Annotated in this window: 14 protein-coding genes and 2 pseudogenes; 5 read left to right on the top strand and 11 right to left on the bottom strand. The window is 46.6% G+C overall.

What is annotated here, in order from left to right:
- Nucleotides 1–133: 133 nt before the first annotated feature.
- From QT973_RS05380 to QT973_RS05360, 5 genes and pseudogenes are all read right to left on the bottom strand, one after another.
- On the bottom strand, nucleotides 134–571 hold the full coding sequence (locus QT973_RS05380; RefSeq protein WP_333057875.1) for a DUF6918 family protein: 438 nt from the start codon (nucleotides 569–571) through the stop codon (nucleotides 134–136).
- A gap of 295 nt (nucleotides 572–866) precedes the next feature.
- Nucleotides 867–1,823: a transposase gene (locus tag QT973_RS05375; protein WP_333390830.1), complete on the bottom strand. Its 957-nt coding sequence runs from the start codon at nucleotides 1,821–1,823 to the stop codon at nucleotides 867–869.
- A gap of 42 nt (nucleotides 1,824–1,865) precedes the next feature.
- Nucleotides 1,866–2,009, bottom strand: coding sequence for a helix-turn-helix domain-containing protein (locus QT973_RS05370; RefSeq protein ID WP_333337721.1), 144 nt, complete (start codon nucleotides 2,007–2,009; stop codon nucleotides 1,866–1,868).
- Nucleotides 1,948–2,565, bottom strand: a pseudogene (locus tag QT973_RS05365) (IS607 family transposase). The gene QT973_RS05370 and the pseudogene QT973_RS05365 overlap by 62 nt, the downstream one beginning before the upstream one ends.
- Before the next feature lie 163 nt (nucleotides 2,566–2,728).
- Entirely contained in the window at nucleotides 2,729–2,911 is a 183-nt protein-coding gene (locus QT973_RS05360; RefSeq protein WP_333057874.1) for a hypothetical protein, read from the bottom strand.
- A gap of 372 nt (nucleotides 2,912–3,283) precedes the next feature.
- On the opposite strand from QT973_RS05360, the gene QT973_RS05355 reads away from it, so the two are divergent.
- The 3 genes from QT973_RS05355 (at nucleotide 3,284) to QT973_RS05345 (ending at nucleotide 6,884) form a co-directional block, all read left to right on the top strand.
- A complete protein-coding gene (locus QT973_RS05355; protein ID WP_333337561.1) occupies nucleotides 3,284–4,906 on the top strand; it encodes a Ycf66 family protein in 1,623 nt (540 codons plus the stop codon).
- A 199-nt stretch (nucleotides 4,907–5,105) separates the two neighbouring features.
- Entirely contained in the window at nucleotides 5,106–6,572 is a 1,467-nt protein-coding gene (gene cobQ / locus QT973_RS05350; RefSeq protein ID WP_333057872.1) for a cobyric acid synthase CobQ, read from the top strand.
- Between the two features lie 75 nt (nucleotides 6,573–6,647).
- The gene (locus QT973_RS05345) at nucleotides 6,648–6,884 is read left to right on the top strand and encodes a 2Fe-2S iron-sulfur cluster binding domain-containing protein (RefSeq protein WP_333057871.1); all 237 of its coding nucleotides are present in this window, start codon (nucleotides 6,648–6,650) and stop codon (nucleotides 6,882–6,884) included.
- Between the two features lie 369 nt (nucleotides 6,885–7,253).
- Here the strand turns inward: QT973_RS05345 and QT973_RS05340 are convergent, their stop codons facing one another.
- Nucleotides 7,254–8,588 carry a hypothetical protein gene (locus QT973_RS05340; RefSeq protein WP_333211014.1) on the bottom strand — a complete coding sequence of 445 codons (1,335 nt, stop codon included), beginning with the start codon at nucleotides 8,586–8,588 and terminating at the stop codon, nucleotides 7,254–7,256.
- A gap of 96 nt (nucleotides 8,589–8,684) precedes the next feature.
- On the opposite strand from QT973_RS05340, the gene QT973_RS05335 reads away from it, so the two are divergent.
- Nucleotides 8,685–9,473: an SDR family oxidoreductase gene (locus QT973_RS05335; protein ID WP_333057869.1), complete on the top strand. Its 789-nt coding sequence runs from the start codon at nucleotides 8,685–8,687 to the stop codon at nucleotides 9,471–9,473.
- A 666-nt stretch (nucleotides 9,474–10,139) separates the two neighbouring features.
- Here the strand turns inward: QT973_RS05335 and QT973_RS05330 are convergent.
- The 5 genes and pseudogenes from QT973_RS05330 to QT973_RS05310 form a co-directional block, all read right to left on the bottom strand.
- Nucleotides 10,140–10,919, bottom strand: a complete 780-nt coding sequence (locus QT973_RS05330; RefSeq protein ID WP_333057868.1) for a photosystem II S4 domain protein — start codon at nucleotides 10,917–10,919, stop codon at nucleotides 10,140–10,142.
- A 238-nt stretch (nucleotides 10,920–11,157) separates the two neighbouring features.
- Complete coding sequence (locus QT973_RS05325) at nucleotides 11,158–11,982, bottom strand: SWIM zinc finger family protein (protein ID WP_333057867.1); 825 nt, start codon at nucleotides 11,980–11,982, stop codon at nucleotides 11,158–11,160.
- Nucleotides 11,983–11,997: 15 nt separating this feature from the next.
- On the bottom strand, nucleotides 11,998–15,276 hold the full coding sequence (locus QT973_RS05320; protein ID WP_333390826.1) for a DEAD/DEAH box helicase: 3,279 nt from the start codon (nucleotides 15,274–15,276) through the stop codon (nucleotides 11,998–12,000).
- Between the two features lie 238 nt (nucleotides 15,277–15,514).
- A pseudogene (locus tag QT973_RS05315) lies at nucleotides 15,515–15,625 on the bottom strand (Uma2 family endonuclease); the annotation flags it as partial.
- Between the two features lie 84 nt (nucleotides 15,626–15,709).
- Complete coding sequence (locus QT973_RS05310) at nucleotides 15,710–16,216, bottom strand: hypothetical protein (RefSeq protein ID WP_333057865.1); 507 nt, start codon at nucleotides 16,214–16,216, stop codon at nucleotides 15,710–15,712.
- A gap of 288 nt (nucleotides 16,217–16,504) precedes the next feature.
- Between QT973_RS05310 and serA the strand changes: the two genes are divergently transcribed.
- Entirely contained in the window at nucleotides 16,505–18,088 is a 1,584-nt protein-coding gene (serA, locus tag QT973_RS05305; RefSeq protein WP_333057864.1) for a phosphoglycerate dehydrogenase, read from the top strand.
- Nucleotides 18,089–18,348: the final 260 nt, after the last annotated feature.

Raw genomic sequence — 18,348 nt, 5'->3', positions numbered from 1 at the left:
CCCGTCCCACAATAGTTTTATGGATTTTTGACACACAGTTTAAATGTAAAACAGCTTAGTCTGATTTTAGATACCCGATTTCTTGAAGAAGCCGGGTATCGGGGTATTCTGTTTTTTAGCCGTTGCTCACTTATCAGGCCGCACTATGTTTATTAATAATTTCGGCTAAATCCGGTACTCCCTTTTCCACGTAATTCTTGGCTGAGGGGCGGAGTTTGGCATAGGCGCCTTTAACCATCGATCTTGTGCTTTTCTCGACCCTTTTGTCGCTGATTTGGAGCAATTCGTCTGCTACTTCACCTTTTCTTTGGGCTAGATATTCTACTGGGTTGCCATTGTTTACCCCTTCAGCCCACATCGGATCGAGTGCGATCGAGATTTCTGGCAGAAGTTGATCGACGACTTGGGCGCAATAGTCAGCCCGTATCCCCTTGACAGTAGAGTAGGCAGCTTTCAGAGCCAAACCACCCAATCCGGAGGCTGCTGCAACTTGTTGGTCTATCAACTTTACACAGTCATCTACAAAAGTTTCTCTGTTGTTTTCATTCAAGAGAATATCGCTAAGTCCCATTTTCGCTTTCCTTGATTTAATAGTCAATGTGCTTATTAGCTTGGAGAGCCATCAGGGGATTATATATCTATTTTGATCCTTTACTCTCAGGATTACACAAGTTTTTTAAGGTTTGAAAGTCTTTACTTGACAAGCTGATGTTGAGATTTGTCTAGTAGTATGTTATAGGAATTAATGTTCAATCTGCTACTCATTATTGACCTACGGTTTGTAGTAAGGGCTTTAGTCCTTATTAGGTGAGATGAATGAGGACTAAAGCCCTGACTACAAACTGATGAGTTGTGAACAGATACATTTAACCCGGTAAATCCCGAACCAAGCCAGGAACCACCGTGTATGGCAAGATAGAAAAAGCAGCAAGCTCTCCTATCAAGGAGGTATCTCTCAAAGCTTTCAACAAAATGTTAAAAGCACCATTTTTGTCCCTGTCCAGGGTGTGTCCGCACTCTGGACATTTAAATATTTTAGACCCGCCTAATTTGGTATGGACGTGTCCACATTTTGAACAGGTTTTCGATGTGTACTCTTCTGTCACGTCTACTACAACACCACCATGCTTGGCAGCTTGATGCTTCAACGTTTGTTTAAAACGATAATGGCTCAAAGTGACCATTGCTCTAGCAGTTTTAGTCGCCAACCTGCGTTGACCTTTCTTGACCATTTGCTGCGTCTCAAAGGTTGGCAAAAAAATTAACTTGTACTTGCTTGTCAAATATTTTGCAGCTTTTTTGTGCAGTTCGTTGACCAGGTTTTTGATTTTGATTCTAATTTTGGCTGCTGATTTTCGCAGGCAATACCTCAACCGCTTGAATTGCTTTCCTTTGCTTGCCCCAATGCGGGACATTAATTTGTCTAGATGTCTTGCTAGTCGATAGATGCGGCCGATGTCGCTTTTTCCTATCTCGATAAAGTCGCTGCCGTCAAAACCAGTAATAAAAGTTCTAACACCAGGATCTAAAGCGATAACCAAATCGCTATCAATTGGCTTTATTTTCGGTTCATCAATCGCATAGCAAATAAACCACTGTCTGTTAATCAAGCTGAGTGTTGGCTCGTGCTGCATTACTTCGATGATAGGTTCCGATGCTTTAAAGGTTAGCCCTTTAGTAGAAGTTGGATAAAAAGTACCGAGCTTCCAATTAGACGTTTGAAACCGGATAGTCTGAGATGTGTCGAAACGGCTTCTAAATTTTGCCGTTCCTTTTACCTTTTTAGCTGCCTTGTGTGCTTCAAAAGCCTGAAAAACTGCCATTTGTCGCGGGTTATAAGGTTGCTCGGAAACCCAGTCGGGAGCCTAGTCCATTATCTTTTTCCTCAAGTCATACTTACCAATTCTTTCGTTCTTAAGGATAGCAATTGCTTGGTTGTAACACCATCTACTTGCTGCAATCCAAGTCCTCCATTTCGCTGCTAGCTTGGTTTCCGGGTAAACTCGAATCTTCTTTGATAGCAGATTTGTATTTTCGCAAGCCGTAGAGTCGGCAGCTAAAGACGTGGATGATGGCAAGCACATCTTCAAACATTTCTCGTTCTGGAGACAACTCGTTTCTGCTGAGAACCATGAGTTGGCAATTGTTTTGCTCGCAGATCCATTTGATAAGGTCGCCACCAAACCGGCACAGTCTGTCTTGGTGTCCGACCACAACTGCTGAGATATCTCCTGACATGACTTGTCCCTGAAGGGCAAGCAGCGATTTTCTTTTGAAGTTGAGTCCACCTCAGATGTCTTTGAAGACTTTAGCTTGCGGGTAGAGACTTTGGAGGTAGCTGACTTGTCTGTCGAGGTCTTCTCGTTGTTTATAGCTGCTGACCCTGGCGTAGATGGCTGTAATTCGGTCATGTCCGCCTCCGAGAACGCTGTCGATATCGTAGCGTCGTTGGTTGGACGGAGTTCTGATTGCTGATATTTTGCCGGCAAGTTCCCAGTTTCTAAGGGTTTTGTCTGAGACTTGCAGGATTTTGCAAGCTTCTCGCGGTGTGACATATCTGGTCATCGCTAGGTGGTATTTTTGTTCTCAACATATAGTACCAGGTTTTACAATGATTTACCAGGATTTTCTAAGAAATTATTTACTTTGTGATAACAGCTCGAAAAAAATATTAGAAAGGCTCTGCCTAAGTCCGATCGCACTTGCACGTATGAGCTGGCACGTATAATTAGGATTGGACATTCGGCTTGAGGCCAGCAGGTACTGCAACGATGGGAAGTTGCAGGGTTTGAGCCGGACGATCGCTCGATCGCAATACTAAATTTTTGGGTAACTTTGCGGAAGTGCTCAGTCCGGGAAATATGTGAAGCGATAAGGTTAAGCCGGCCGCTAATAATAATTTTTCTAACATGGCACTCTCTCCCATACATATGCCCTAGGGCATAATTCCTCTTACACCTACAACATATAAACATCCTCAGTCCCTTGGTGCGATCGCACGGGCCTAGTCTAAGTGACATCTATCACCACGGAGAAGGGGGTGATGGGGATAGGGGGTGTAGGCCTAGGGGGTAATGGGCATTAGAGATGTGGGGCAGAGTGGGAAATCTTGACTCGCACTTGAGGCGTCAGCATCCGTTGAACGTGTTAAATCCCTTACACTGCTTCCTTGCAAAACTTCGCTACAAATCAAGAATTGTCCTAGAGAAAGAAGCCGTTGAGTCTCTCTCAAAGGTAGAATTAGCGCGTAGAAGTTATTTGACACAGCGGAGGTACCGACAATATGCTTGCATACTTTCTGGCGTTAGCGGTCGGTCTAGGCAGCTTCAGTATTTACATGGCGGCCTTCTTTTTTCCAGAAGTGCACCGCAAAAGTGATTTTACCTGGAGCGGGGTAGGACTTTTTTATGCGTTAATTTTATGGGCTTGTGCGGGACGAATTACTGGTGCTCTCCTGCTTGGTCAAATGGCGGGCGTGGCGATGTTGGGGTGGTTTGCCTGGGAAACTCTGACTTTGCGCCGGCAGGTGACGCCCATTGCTGAGCAAACGCCGATTCCTCAGTCGGCGAATTTGGCTGCAGCAGGCTTGCCGTTGGCTGGCTTGTTTGCCAAGAAAAAAGAACCCGCAGCAGCGAAAAAACCTAAGTTTGTTCGATCGCCCAAACCGAAAACTGATGTGGTTCCAGCACCCACTCTCGATAAGGGCGAGGTAAAACTAGAGGAACAGCCAGCGATTCCCCCCATAGCTGAAAGTATTGCAGAAAGTGCGATCGACGAGGCAACGGCTGAAAGTGCGATCGCCCCTGACTTAAAAATTCCCGACTCGAAACCACCTGCAATTGCAGAAATACCCGTCTTTTCAGTCGAAACTCCTGCTGCTGAGATTTCACCCACCCCAGCAGAATTAGCCAGCAGCTTCACTCCTCTACCTCTACCTCTAGAAATTTCAGAAATAGCCGTTGCACCAAGTGTGGAGCCAGTAGAGGCTCAGCCAGAGCCTCCACAGCAGCCAGAAGTCGATGATTTTGACGAGGAAACAGAATGGAGAACAGCCGTTAAAGAGTCGCAGGCGGCAGCGGCAGCGGCGGCGGCCCCAACGGCGGCCCCAACTCCTCCTACTCCTCCTAAACCAGCTAAAAAATCCGGCGGTTTCGGTAGTCTGTTTGACAACATCAAAAATAGTCTCGGCGGTATGTTGGGACGGGGTGCGGGTAAAAACAAATCTGATGCAACTCCGCAGACGCCAAAACCTTCAGTGACTCCAGAATCGATCGCACCTGAATCTCAAATAACGGCAACTCCTGCACCGGGTATCGACCAAATTCTCGAATCCGAATTAGCCGCGGCGGCTGCGGAAGTGGCAGCCGAAAGCAGCAACACTGCTGTGGAAACAAGCCTTGGAGTGCCTTTTCCCACCAATGTTGAAGCAATGGCCGCGTTGATGGCCACAGAAACCGCGAGTTCTGACAAAATAGGGGACGGGACGATCGAAGATCGATCGTCCGCTGACACCCAGACACCTCTGGCTGCGGTTGGTGAACCGGAAGCAGCAGCCCCTGCTGTATCTCTGGAAACCCAGACACCGCTGGCTGCAGTGGGTGAACCGGAAGCAGCAGGCGTACCGGAAGCAGAAGCCCCTGCTGTATCTCTGGAAATGACTGTGGTGGAAATGGCAGCGCCTGTAGAGATAGAAATACCGGGAGAACCTGGGTTGAGCGTGCAGGTGGAAACGGTTTCAGTATCAGTGATCTCGATCGAATCTACAGATAAAACACCATATTCTGAGGGAGAACAACCGGAATTGATTCGCCCGAATCCCCCCGATCCGAATCTAGTCGAAACTGCTAAACCGACTACTGAATCCAAGTCTGAGAATGTATCCGGCGAAGATAAGCCATCATCTTGAGCCAAAAAGCAAAAGGTAGAAACCAGAATTTTTTTTGATTCTGCCTTCTGCCTTCTGCCTTATTACTTTTTACTTTTTACTTTTTACTTTTTACTTCTTCCTTCTTCCTTCTTCCTGACATCCGTTATATCCGTTACATCCGTTACATCCGTCGAGCGAATCCGTTGCCGAACTTCCTTCTTCCTTCTCTTTTAATATTATGAAAGCAATTATGGTCGTGGGAACAACATCTCACGCAGGGAAATCTTTACTCGTTGCAGCTTTATGTCGAATTTTTTCTCGACGCGGCTGGCGGGTAACTCCGTTTAAAGGTCAGAATATGGCCCTGAATTCCTATGTCACAGCCGCCGGCGGAGAGATTGGTTACGCTCAAGCAGTGCAAGCTTGGGCTGCGGGCGTCGCACCTTGGGTAGAAATGAATCCGATTTTGCTCAAGCCACAAGGAGACATGACTTCTCAATTGATTGTCAAGGGCAGGGCGATCGCCAATGTGCGAGCAGCTCAATATTACGAGCAGTATTTCGATCTCGGCTGGCAAGCTATTCGGGACTCTTTAGAATTTCTCAAGCAAGAATTTGACATGATTGTGTGTGAGGGAGCCGGTAGCCCTGCTGAGATTAATCTCAAACACCGCGATTTAACAAATATGCGGGTAGCTAAATATTTAAAAGCTCGAACTTTGCTAGTAGTTGACATCGATCGCGGCGGTGCTTTTGCTCACATCATCGGTACTTTGGAATTGCTCGATCCAGACGAACGAGCTTTAATTAAAGGATTCATTATTAATAAGTTCCGAGGACAAAAATCGATATTAGATCCGGGCCTGACTTGGCTAGAAGAAAGGACGGGAATCCCGGTAGTTGGGGTGATTCCTTGGATAGACGAAGTGTTTCCCTCAGAAGATTCTCTCGATTTGCTCGATCGACGTTCTCCCAATTCTCAAACCGACATAAATATTTCAGTCATCCGCCTGCCCCGAATTTCCAATTTTACCGACTTTGACCCCTTAGAGTCGGAAACTAGCGTCACAGTCAAATATGTCAGTCCAAAAGACCATTTAGGCCATCCAGACGCCGTGATTTTACCAGGCTCTAAAACTACAATTTCCGATTTGCACGTGCTGCGCCAAACAGGTATGGCAAAAGCTATTCAAAATTATTTAGTAGCTGGCGGTACAGTCATGGGAGTTTGTGGTGGCTTTCAGATGCTGGGAGAAAGTATCACCGATAAAGAAGGCATTGAGGGAGAAAAGGGAGAATTTCCAGGATTAGGATTGCTTCCTTTAAAAACTGCGATGGCACCGAACAAAATTGCCCGCCAACGAATCGTAACATCTAACTATCCTCAACCGGGTTTGCCAGTTTCCGGTTACGAAATTCATCAAGGAAAAACGCAAATCCTAGAGTCAGATTTGACTCAACCGCTATTTGACGATGCTAGTTTAGGCATTGTCAATACTTCTCAATCAATTTGGGGTACATACCTGCACGGCATCTTTGACAACGGAGCTTGGCGGCGAGCTTGGTTAAATCACTTGCGGCAGCAGCGGGGACTCCGCGCATTGCCTACAGGTATTCCTAATTACCGAGAACACCGAGAAACTCTGTTAGACTCTCTAGCAGATACAGTGGAAAAGCATTTAGATATAAAGCATATTTTAGGTTAATTAGTTAACAGTTGACAGTTGACAGTTGACAGTTGACTATTAACTATTGTTTGTTAGAGTTGAGGTTCAAATTCAATGACAAAAGTTTGTTTTTTACCAGATAATGTGACAGTTGAAGCTGACCCAGGAGAGCTTTTGCTAGATGTAGCTAAACGTGCAGGGGTTTCTATTCCTACCGGCTGTCTCATGGGTTCTTGTCACGCTTGCGAAGTAGAAATTGATGGCGGAGATACGATTTGTGCTTGTATTTCCGGCATCCCTTCGGGGAAAAAGCAAGTGACAATTAATCTGTATGTTGACCCGAATTGGTAATTTGTTAGTTGGCAGTTGGCAGTTGGCAGTTGGTTGTTGGCATTAGTCATTAGTCATGATATCATGTCCGGTCGAGCGATCGCGATTTTTGTAGGGGCGGGTTTACCAACAATACCTGCGAATAATTGACAATCTCAAAAACCCGCCCCTACCAAGATATTATGGTTAATCGATCGGACATGATATGAGTCATTAGGATCGCGAATTAAATAATTTACACAAGTTTGTGGGGAGTAGGGTTGGGCGTCCTGCCCGCCCTTTATGGACGGGCGGGACGCCCATCCCACAAGAACAATTAAAATTGTAAGTTATTTAATTCGCGACCCTTAACAGTTAACAGTCAACAGTCAACAGTCAACAGTCAACTGACTAATTCTTTTGCCATTCTTGCTGTTTCTTGCGAGCAGATTGCAGCCATTTTTGGGATTCGGGATAAACAGTTGTCCCGGATTTCACGGATTCTAATTGATTGATAATTTGTTGCAACTGGCTGAGGGAGTTATCGGGATTTTGAGAATTCACATTATTTTGCAAGTTGGCAAACAAGCTTTTAGCTGCTTGCAAAGCTTTTGCAGAATCTTTTTCTGCTTCCAGTCTAATCTGGGTAGTTCCTAAATCTTTTTGATATTGAGCGAGTTTGGTTTGAGCGTCGAGATACCCAGGGTTATCGACTGAAATCAATTTCAGTCTGTTAATAGCTTCTTGCCACAATTGTGCTATTTGCTCCCACTGTGCGGCGGGATGGGGCGGGTTTTTGGCGGCGACGGCGGCGGAGAAAGCAAATTCTTTGGCAGCTTCAATTAAGTTGTCAGCCTGCACAGAACCGGTGGCGACGCCACCCATTGCTTGAAAGTCTCTTTCTGCTGCTTTGAGTGTTTTTTTAGCCGTTTCTCCCGCGAGGGTTTCGGCGGGAATTTGATTGAGTTGGTCGATCGCACTTTGCCAATTTACCGTCGCTTTTTGTCTGTCTGCAGCGGTTTTGGCTTGCTGATACTGCTGTTTCGCCGCGTTGAGAGTTTGTTCGACTTGATTTAACTGAGTAAAAGCATTTTTTTGCTGGAAAATCTGAGCTTCCATCCGCCCGACATTTTTGCGGGCAGCTTGAAATTCATCGAGTGTAAACCGCCAACTGCAGCTAAAAAAAGAGCAGTACCTCTTTGGGTAATAGCCGAGGAACCACACCGGCAAGGCGTCGAGGTGTTTTTGAGCTTCTTTTGCTTTTATTTCGCCCAAGTCAAAATCAGCGACAGCAGTGGCTTTATTCACCAGTTGATCGGATTGTTCCACAAGGGCGATCGCCTGCCGGTAATTATGATCCATACTGATAAAACTCGGCAGCAATAATATCGGCATTGTTTTCGCCACGGGCCAGCGAATCATCGGGAAAGGCAGGTTAATCAACCAAATTATCCCCGCTGCACTTCCCAGCAAACTCCCAGCAAAGATGATTTTACCGAACAATCCGGGCGGGCGGTTGGCTTTGACGGCTGCTTTAAGAGCTTGTTCGCTGAAGTTGGGAAATTCGTCTTTGAAGGTATCGCGGATTTCTTCTATTGAGGCGAAAGTGCCGTTTTGCGATCGCAACTTCTCCAACCGCTTGATTACCATCCGTCGGTAGACATCACCCGCTAGACTATCAGCCGCCGCGCACTTGTCAACTTCTGCCCGCAAAATTTCAAAAGCTCGATCGGTAAGACGCGCCATAAAACTCACCTATTCCCTTTTAATTATTTTACAGTTTCCCCGTCCAAATAATTGTTAAAATATATAAACCCCACATCAAATATCCGAATTAATTTCATGCCGACTTCTTTAATCACTGGTGCTTCTGGCGGAATTGGTGCAGCCTTTGCCGCCGAATTAGCCAAACGCCAGCACAATCTAATCTTGGTAGCTCGTTCCGAAGACAAATTGCGACAGCTAGCTGCTCAACTGCAACAGGAATTCAATATTTTGGTCGAAATTATCGTTCAAGATTTGACCGCACCAGGAGCCACAAATGCTGTATTTGACGCGGTTGTTAAAAAAGGTTGGACGGTTGATTTGTTGGTGAACAATGCGGGTTTTGGCGATTACGGTGCTTTTGCCGATCGCCCGCTTGCGAAACAACTAACAATGGTGCAACTAAATATTGTAGCATTAGTTGAACTCTCGCACTTATTTTTGCAGGGAATGCGCGAAAGAAAATCGGGAAGTATCATCAATGTTGCCTCCATTGCAGCTTTTCAACCGATGCCGTACTTGTCGATGTATGCAGCGACTAAAGCCTTTGTTTTGAGTTTCAGCGAGGCACTTTGGGCGGAAAACAAAGATTTAGGAATTCGCGTTTTATGCCTTTGTCCAGGGCCGACAGAATCGAACTTTTTCGCAGTAGCTGAATTCCCTCAATCAATGGCATCCAGCAGCTGGCAAAAACTCGTTCCCGCAGCGGAAGTAGTGCGAGATGCTTTGAAAGCTTTAGACAAAAATGAGTCTAATGTCGTGACAGGGGGAATTCCCAATCAAATCATCGCCAATATGCCTCGATTGATGCCGCGAGAACTGTTGGTGAAGTCGGTAGAAAAGGTGTTTCGGGCGAAAGACGAATAATCGCGATCGTTGACAATATAAATAAACCCGCCGGCACCCAAGGACAAACATTCGATCGCCCCTAACCCAAATTTTCCCAAAACAATCAAACATCCCGATAATTCTGTAGGGGCGGGTTTTACCAACCATCCCCAATTCCCAGCAACAATCTAGATAAACCCGCCCCCACCCAACGACAAACATTCGATCGCCCCTAACCCAAATTTTACCAAAAGGTCGATCGCCCCTAACGCAAATTTTACCAAAAGGTCGATCGCACATTCGGGCCACCAAAATCCCCGCCACCAAAATCCTCCACGCTACCCCACAAGTCCGCCGGGGGTTGAAACCCCCGTCTCATAGCGAAAGTCCTCTAAAAGAGGACTGAAAAGCAAATTAAATAAACTATCGCGTATTTGTCACAATAATCGAGTATTTGTCACCATTCTTCAGTCGGTTTCAACCGACTGTCTTCTATGAGACAGGGGTTTCAACCCCTGGCGGAATCGCGGAATCGCGGACAAACAAACGAGCCCGTGGACAAACCATCGCACCCACAAACAAATGAACCTTCCCCAATTTTACAAGCGTCCAGGACTACCACAGAAACCAAAGAAACCGGGTTTTTCGCAATTTTTACGCGGTGTATCCATATTCTCGAAAAAAACCCGGTTTCTGGGCTATAAATTACAAATATCGAGTTAACTGGACTCGATAGCGTTCCTTCTTAGTAACAGCAACTTCCCCAATTTCCAATCTTCCCTTGCCCGTAACAGCAATTAAATCTCCAGACTTGACATTATAACTAGCTTGAGTAACGTCTTTCCAGTTAACTCGCACATCGCCGCTGCCAATCAAATCGGCCATTTTGCTGCGAGACATTGCGAATCCAGCCGAGGCGACAGCATCCAATCTCATGGATGCTTCAACGGTTGTCATTTCTTTCTTTTTAGGTTCTCTAATTTTGAGTTCGCTCAACTCAATGCGCCGCGTTTGCACGGGAACCGATCGCACTTGCTGCAAACTCATCTCCAAATACTCTACCATCTCCGGCATGACAATCGCTTGCGCGCCGCGTTCTCCCAAAACAATCACATCACCAGTTTTCTCGCGGACAATTCCTGTACCCAACATCGCCCCCAAAAAGTCGCGGTGAGAAGCTGTATCGAACAAGAAATTGCCAGCAATCTCCACCGCAGCAACGTTAACGCTAGCAGAGTCGATCGGGATATCCGATCGCGCGATCGCAATTCTTTGTCTTTCAGCTTGCGGGTAGCCGCCCCAAGCCACTAATTCCACATCTGTTAAGCGCTTAAATACCGTCAGAGTGTCCGCCAATTCTGGAGGCGACAGAAAATCAGTCAGAGTAACTTCCCAAGTTTTAATTGCTTGTTCCGCTTGGTCGATCGCCCGCGCGACACATTCGCGGTTTTCGATGCCTTTTAACAGTTCTTCTCTTTGTAACATCAGTCAATTTTAGATTCTAATTTGAAATTGCCAAAGTTTGCTGTAACTAAAAAGTCTACTTTTTTAACAGTCGCACTAATTTAATTATAGTCTAAAATCATCAAATAACGATCCTATGATTTTAGTTGCTGGTAAAGCTGATATGATGAGCACGATTATTGTACCAAACCTATGAAGTCTTCCAGTTAAAGTTTTTGCAAGAGCTCGATCGAGTATGGCAGCAAAATTGTCCACCCAACTACTTATTCTTCTTCACCCGCAAATACAGTTCTTCCATCGCCTCAATAAACGAACCATCCTTGTGCCAAAACTGTGGAAAATCTCCCTGTTTCTTCACCACGATCGCGCTTACCCCACTTTGCGCTGCCACCTCAATCGTCTGCGGTAGTCGCTTCGCACCATGCCAAAACTCTTTCAGGCTGACCGTTGGCGCCTCACTGGCGATCGCCCGCGTGTAATAGGAATCCACCGCCACAGGGGCCGCTGCATCCGCCGTCAACTCCGCAGCCAGCGCCAAGCCCAAAGGCGTTTTTGCTAATTCGCGGTGCAGCACTTCCTTAGAAAGCCCCCGTAATTCAAACAGTAAAAATGGATCTTTGTCCAATTCGGCCGCCACCAAATAATAAACTCCGGCAATATGTTTGCAGGGATTGCTATAGTCTGGGCAAGAGCAAGTAGTCTTAAAGTCCTCGCGGCTGCTGGGTAAAAGGTGCAATCCGAGGGGTGAGAAAGCCTTTTCAATATTGTCGGGCATTTCGTTGAGCAGCAGCCGAGAAATGAAGCTGGCTTTTGATGCCATTTGGGCGATCGCCATTTGCCACTTTTCCTGACTAATTGGCTCAAACTCAATTTGAGTTGTGTACAGAGGCTCCTTATAAACCCCAAAATAAGGATTAACCGAGCCTCTCACCTGTGCCATCACTAACCCATCATTCATGCCAAAGCTTTTTACCTTGCCGTTTCGTGCATAGGCACGTCCCCGCCCAAGTCGCCCAGAATCTGTAAATCTTTCTAACGCATCGATAAATTTATTACCCCACCAATTCCGAGTAAATTGTGACATATTTTTTGGTTTCTCCTAATCTAGAACCGCATTTTTATTGAGCCTAATTAATTTCTTAAATGCCTCATTATCCAACTCAGTCAACCACGATTCATCAGCACCAATAATTGACCCTGCCAATTTCTTTTTGTCCTCAATCATTTGGTCAATCTTTTCCTCCAAAGTGCCAATAGCCACAAACTTATGCACAAACACATTTTTTTCCTGTCCGATCCGAAACGCCCGATCCGTCGCCTGATCTTCCACTGCCGGATTCCACCAGCGATCGAAATGGAACACGTGATTGGCTTTTGTCAGCGTAATTCCCACGCCGCCCGCCTTCAGTGACAGAATAAATACCGAAGGTTCAGACTCTGGATCTTGAAACTCTGAAATCATCCGTTCCCGTTTTTCGCGACTGGTTCCCCCGTGGATGTAGTAAGTGTTGTAATGTAGCGTTTGTTTAATATATTTTTCCAACGCGCTTCCCAGTTCTGTAAACTGCGTAAATACCAATAAACTTTCGCCTTCTGCTTTAACTTCCTCAATCATCTCGATCAGCCGTTCTAGTTTGTGCGATCGCTCTGGTGTAAACTCACTTTCATCCTGCAAAAACTGGCGCGGATGGTTACAAATTTGCTTCAGCTTCAGCAGTGTCGCCAAAATCATCCCCTTGCGCTTCATTCCTTCCGCCGCGTCAATTTCTTGTTCTACCTCTTTGACAATCGCTTCATAAAGCGAAGCTTGCTCGCGGGTGAGATTGCAGTAGAGCTTTTGCTCAACTTTGTCGGGGAGATCCTGAATAATCGACTTATCGGTTTTCAGACGGCGCAGGATAAAAGGTTCTACTAATTTTTTGAGCGCTGCAGATTGCGTGCGACTCCCATGTTTTTGAATCGGTAATTCAAACAACTTCCGAAACTGCGCCTCTTTTCCCAAATATCCGGGATTGAGGAAATTAAAAATCGACCATAAATCCAGCAATCGATTTTCTACAGGTGTTCCAGTCAATGCTAGTCGATGGGTAGCGGGTAACTTTAAAATCGCCTTGGTTTGCGCCGCTTTGGGATTTTTAATATTCTGGGCTTCATCAATTACCACGCGATGCCACGCTACGCTGCTCAACAGCTTCTCATCTTTTCGCACCAAGGTAAAGGAAGTAATCAACATATCGCAACCTTGGACGGCGGCTTTAAATGCTTTGGCATCTTGCAAACGTTGAGGGCCGTGGTGAATCAGCGATCGCAATTCTGGAGCAAACTTTTCCATTTCCTTTTGCCAGTTACCAACTACGGATGTGGGCGCAATTAGCAGCGTGGGTAGAACCGCATTTTCTGTATTTTTTTCTGTCTCTTTTGTACTAGATAAAACTTCCCGCTCTTGCAATAATCGAGCAATTACCTGCGCCGATTTACCCAAACCCATATCATCGGCAAGACAGCCATTTAATCCCAAACTTTCCAAATAACTCAACCAAGAAACGCCGCGCTTTTGATAATCCCGTAACTTGCCCTGAAACTTTGCCGGATCTGCAATTAACTCTAACCGACTCTTATCGTGCAGCTTCTCCAACATATCCGATAAAGCCCGATCGCGCTCAACCTCCAACTGTTCGCTCGCTTCTCCTTCTGCCGTCAACTTCATAAAGTCAATCAGGCTTAAATCGGGGTTTTCTTCGCGATGTTTTTGCCAAAAACTTAGCATCTCCTGCATCTTGTCTTTGTCCAGTTCCATCCATTGTCCTCGGAACTGCACCAGCGGTGTTTTGCTATTTACTAACGCCTGCCATTCTTGTTCGCTAACCCGTTCACCCCCGATCGCCAATTCATACTGATATTCCACCAAGGAATCCGCCGAAAACAATCCCTTGCCCTTGATTGCAGCACTCTTGCTGCCCTTCCCTTTGACTTGCAGGCGAATCTTCGCCCGCTGTCGTCCCTTCGGCGTCCACCAAGCGGGGACAATCACTTTGTATCCGGCATCTTCTAATACCCAAGCGGACTCGCTCAGAAAGGTGAAAGCATCATCTAAGCTGAGGGTAATGTTAACTGGTTTGTCGGTTTCTAGCCCTTGCCAAAGTTGGGGATAAATGCGGGCAGCGTAGCCGAGATTTGTCAGCAAATGTTGCTCAAAGTTGTCTCCAAATTGTGTTTGCAACTGTTTTTGTTGAGTCGATCGCGATCGCCAATAATCCTGCAACGGCATCCGCAAAGATGGGTCTTTTTTCGCAGCCGCCTGAAACTCTAAAACCCAAGGCTGTTCGGGGTTTTCGGGGGATTGTAGTTGAAAGCAGAGGGAGAATGAGTCAGCAGATTGATTGCGCGTAATGCGATCGCGCCAGGTTTGCCATTGCCGGTATTGATCGAGGCTTACTCGCGCGATTTTTCGTGTTTGGTTGAGGCAGATTTGGAGTAAAGAATCCGCAATCTTATTTTCAAACGATGCTGGGATGGGGGTTTGAGTGACAATTTCCGCGATCGCACACTCGGAAAAATGCCGCAGCAACCGTTCGCGATCGTAGAACTTTGGTGTATCTTGTAGCTGGATCTTCCGAAAACCGGACACACAAACTAAAGGCATCCATTCAACATAGCGTTGTAAATCAGTTTCGTACTGTGTTGAAACAATTTCCCATCCCGGATAAATCTCAAAGCTGGGTGCAATTTTGGCAGGTGTTTTTGGAGTTTTTGCAGTTGTTTTGGTTTTTGTCTCGCCCGCTTTCTTACGCCCGCGCGTGGCTTTCTCAGCGGGTTCGGATGTTTCGATGGGTGCGATCGCGATCGGAGCAGTTTCTCGATAGCGCAACGCCGGAATATAATGATCTTTCAGAACAATTTGCTTAAAATTTTGGGTGTAGTGATACCAAAATAGCAAGTCTGAACCAAACTGAACTTCTGCTAAATCGTAGAGGGCAAAAAAATGCAGATCGTTCAATACTTTAGTCAAAGTGTGGGTGGCGATGCACACACAATCAACTTCCCAATACTCCAACTCAAATGTTTCGGGTAATTCTGTCTCTAAATATCGCGCTAACTCTAAAGATGGTAACGGCTGGTTATCGGCAGTGGGGAGTAAAAAATACCGAGGGACGATCGCGTATTCTCGCCCCATCGCACTTGTATTGCTGACTGGTGGCAGTTGCATCCCGGCTTCTTTCGTTAGAAACTCTCTTAACTGTGCCGTCTCCAATTGTCGGGGATGAACCTTAGCAGGCTGTTTTTTCTTTTCAGTGGTTTCAACCCAAATATAAAACGTTCCAGGTTGAATAAAATTCTCTTCTGCTTGAGGAATCCAAGTGCCGTGGAGGATTTTCATAGGTCATACCATCAATTAGCGGGAAAAGATAAGACGGCGGTTGAAAGAGACTGTTGGCGAATTCGCAGGGGGTGTTACCCATCACCTCTGGGAGGCAGTATTTCCGTTCACTATTGGTAGTTAATGGCTATATGGTCAATTTGACATTTAGTCTAGAACCACTATTTTTAGGGGTGAGGGGTGAAGCCCTTTATTGATTCGCCAACAGTCTCTAATAATCAATCCTCCCCTAGAATTAACGCTCAAATCTCAAATCCCGGTTGTCAATACACAACTGAAAAAACTGCTCGTCTGTTAATTCGAGCGTTAATTCTAGGGGAGAATCTAGGGGGATAGTTTGTGATTCCATAACTGCCTCCAAATATTACACGAGTAAAATGTCAACAGTTAACCGTCAACAGTTAACCGTCAACAGTTGACAGTCAACCAATAACTAAGTCTCTGTATAACCTTGGATATTTTCCGGTTTAAACTGCTGCAAAATCTTCGCAGCTTTCCCAGTCAAATCATCAGTACCCTTAACCGCAATCAAAAATTTACCGGCATTCAAACGGTTGCGGTAGGGCAAAGCATCGCCACTACCAAAAGCCATACCGCCCGCGCCTCCAACAAACACACTGCCCATCGCAGCGGCGATCGCACCTAGCACTCCACCGATCGCGTGATCGCCAATTTCCCCCGCCCAGGCAAAAGTTTTCAACTCAGTAATCAAGCTGAAAGTAACCCCAGCAATAAAGCCAAAGGGAATCAGCCAAATAGCCATGAGTTTAGCTTGTTTCTTCGCTTGCTGGTTCGGGTCGATCAAGCCAAATTCATCAGCAGTTTTGTAGCCGCGGCCCAAAATACTCACTTGCTTCATAGGCAAGCCTTCTTTTTCCAGAGCACAGTAGGCAGCTTCGGCTTGCATTCGATCGGGCAGTACGGCGATAAGATAATTCATTGACAATAATTCCTGATAGTTAGGCTGAAATAGCCAAAGTCTATTATAGACCGAAAAGACATACTAGCTAAGCACTTGGGGGATTTTCAGACGGTCAGAGAGTCCGATCGCCCGCAAAGCTAAAATATTTCATGCAAAAAACGGCCGACCTTGACCGAATACAGATACAATTCAAACTGCACAAAGGCAAGCTTGAGCTGAGCTGTTAGATACTGCTCTAAGTGTAAGTCTCAACTTTGAGCTCGCCAACGCTCGGTCTATTTTTACTATTGCACTCAATTGCTTGCTATGCCTAAAGTTCTAGTATCCGATCCGATCGACCAAGCCGGAATTGACATCCTCTCCCAAGTCGCGCAAGTTGACGTAAACACAGGACTCTCAGCCGAACAACTGGTAAAAATTATTCCAGATTACGACGCTTTAATGATCCGTTCTGGCACCCAAGTTACCAAAGAAATCATAGAAGCCGGGAATTCACTTAAAATTATCGGCCGAGCCGGCGTCGGCGTAGATAATGTCGATGTACCCGCCGCTACCCGCAAAGGAATTGTAGTCGTCAATTCCCCCGAAGGCAACACGATCGCCGCCGCCGAACACGCCCTCGCCATGATGCTCTCGATGTCTCGCCACATCCCGGAAGCTAACGAATCCGTCAAAGGGGGTAAATGGGAACGCAACCGCTTTCTGGGCGTAGAAGTTTACAAAAAAACCCTCGGCATCGTCGGTTTGGGCAAAATCGGCTCCCACCTCGCCGCCGCAGCCAAAGCAATGGGCATGAAACTGCTGGCCTATGACCCCTTCATTTCCACCGAAAGAGCCGATCAGTTGGGCTGCCGCTTAGTAGAACTCGAACTGCTGATGCGCGAATCCGACTACATCACCCTGCACATCCCCAAAACGCCGGAAACCCTGCACTTAATTAACGCTGAAGTGCTGTCGAAAATGAAGCCCACGGCCCGCATCATAAACTGCGCCAGAGGCGGCATAATCGACGAAGCAGCCCTCGCAGAAGCCATCAAATCAGGTCAGATCGCCGGCGCAGCTTTGGACGTTTACGAACACGAACCGCTGGAAGCTGATTCCCCACTGCGGAGTGTCGGCCAGAACATCGTGCTGACACCCCACTTGGGAGCATCCACAGCGGAAGCTCAGGTGAATGTGGCGATCGACGTGGCTGAACAAATCCGCGATGTACTGTTGGGGCTGCCCGCGCGATCGGCTGTCAACATACCAGGAATTTACCCAGACTCGATCGAAAAACTCAAACCCTACCTGCAACTCGCCGAAACCCTGGGCAACCTCGTCAGCCAGCTAGCCGGAGGCCGAGTCGATTACCTCAACGTCCAACTCCAAGGCGAATTGGCCAGCAACCAAAGCCAGCCCGTAGTCGTTGCCGCCCTCAAAGGCCTGCTCTCCCAAGCCCTGCGAGAGCGCGTTAACTACGTCAACGCCAGCATTGAAGCAAAAGAACGCGGAATTCGCGTCGTCGAAACCAGAGACGCCTCAATTCGCGACTACACCGGCTCCCTACACCTCTCGGCTAAGGGAACCCTCGGCGAACACACCGTGACAGGTGCAGTGCTCGGCGAAAGCGAAATTCGGATTACCAGTGTTGACGATTTCCCGGTCAACGTTTCCCCCACTCACCATATGCTGTTTACCTTGCACCGCGATATGCCGGGGATTATTGGCAAAATTGGTTCCCAATTGGGCAGTTTTAATGTCAATATTGCCAGTATGCAGGTAGGCCGTAAAATCGTGCGAGGCGATGCGGTGATGGTTTTGAGCCTTGATGACCCTCTACCAGAGGGGATACTGGCTGAGATCCTCAAAGTTCCGGGAATTCGGGATGCTTACACGGTAAATCTTTGACGGATTTAGGAGTTTAGATTTTGGATGCCAGGACTGATAATTGGTAATGGGTAATCGATCGTTGGTAATTGGCCTGAAAGCGGGAATTTTTCTATTAGCCAATCCTCATTCCTCACTCCCCAGTTCCCAGTCTCCAGTTCCCCTGGGCCAATCTAAAATCTAAAATCTAAAATTTAAAATCGTTGACCCTCTACCAGAGGGGATACTGGCTGAGATCCTCAAAGTTCCGGGAATTCGGGATGCTTACACGGTAAATCTTT

The organism is Microcoleus sp. Z1_A1 (assembly GCF_036700305.1).
Classification (GTDB): domain Bacteria; phylum Cyanobacteriota; class Cyanobacteriia; order Cyanobacteriales; family Microcoleaceae; genus Microcoleus.
Note: the sequence above shows the minus strand (reverse complement) of the source record. Positions and strands in the feature narration are given on the sequence as shown.

Coding starts and splice junctions, on each gene's coding strand:
- QT973_RS05325 (WP_333057867.1), bottom strand. CDS start 11,982: ATGTCACAATTTACTCGGAATTGGTGGGGTAATAAATTTATCGATGCG.
- QT973_RS05355 (WP_333337561.1), top strand. CDS start 3,284: ATGCTTGCATACTTTCTGGCGTTAGCGGTCGGTCTAGGCAGCTTCAGT.
- QT973_RS05340 (WP_333211014.1), bottom strand. CDS start 8,588: ATGGCGCGTCTTACCGATCGAGCTTTTGAAATTTTGCGGGCAGAAGTT.
- QT973_RS05330 (WP_333057868.1), bottom strand. CDS start 10,919: ATGTTACAAAGAGAAGAACTGTTAAAAGGCATCGAAAACCGCGAATGT.
- QT973_RS05375 (WP_333390830.1), bottom strand. CDS start 1,823: ATGGCAGTTTTTCAGGCTTTTGAAGCACACAAGGCAGCTAAAAAGGTA.
- QT973_RS05380 (WP_333057875.1), bottom strand. CDS start 571: ATGGGACTTAGCGATATTCTCTTGAATGAAAACAACAGAGAAACTTTT.
- QT973_RS05320 (WP_333390826.1), bottom strand. CDS start 15,276: ATGAAAATCCTCCACGGCACTTGGATTCCTCAAGCAGAAGAGAATTTT.
- serA (WP_333057864.1), top strand. CDS start 16,505: ATGCCTAAAGTTCTAGTATCCGATCCGATCGACCAAGCCGGAATTGAC.
- QT973_RS05360 (WP_333057874.1), bottom strand. CDS start 2,911: ATGTTAGAAAAATTATTATTAGCGGCCGGCTTAACCTTATCGCTTCAC.
- QT973_RS05335 (WP_333057869.1), top strand. CDS start 8,685: ATGCCGACTTCTTTAATCACTGGTGCTTCTGGCGGAATTGGTGCAGCC.
- QT973_RS05310 (WP_333057865.1), bottom strand. CDS start 16,216: ATGAATTATCTTATCGCCGTACTGCCCGATCGAATGCAAGCCGAAGCT.
- cobQ (WP_333057872.1), top strand. CDS start 5,106: ATGAAAGCAATTATGGTCGTGGGAACAACATCTCACGCAGGGAAATCT.
- QT973_RS05345 (WP_333057871.1), top strand. CDS start 6,648: ATGACAAAAGTTTGTTTTTTACCAGATAATGTGACAGTTGAAGCTGAC.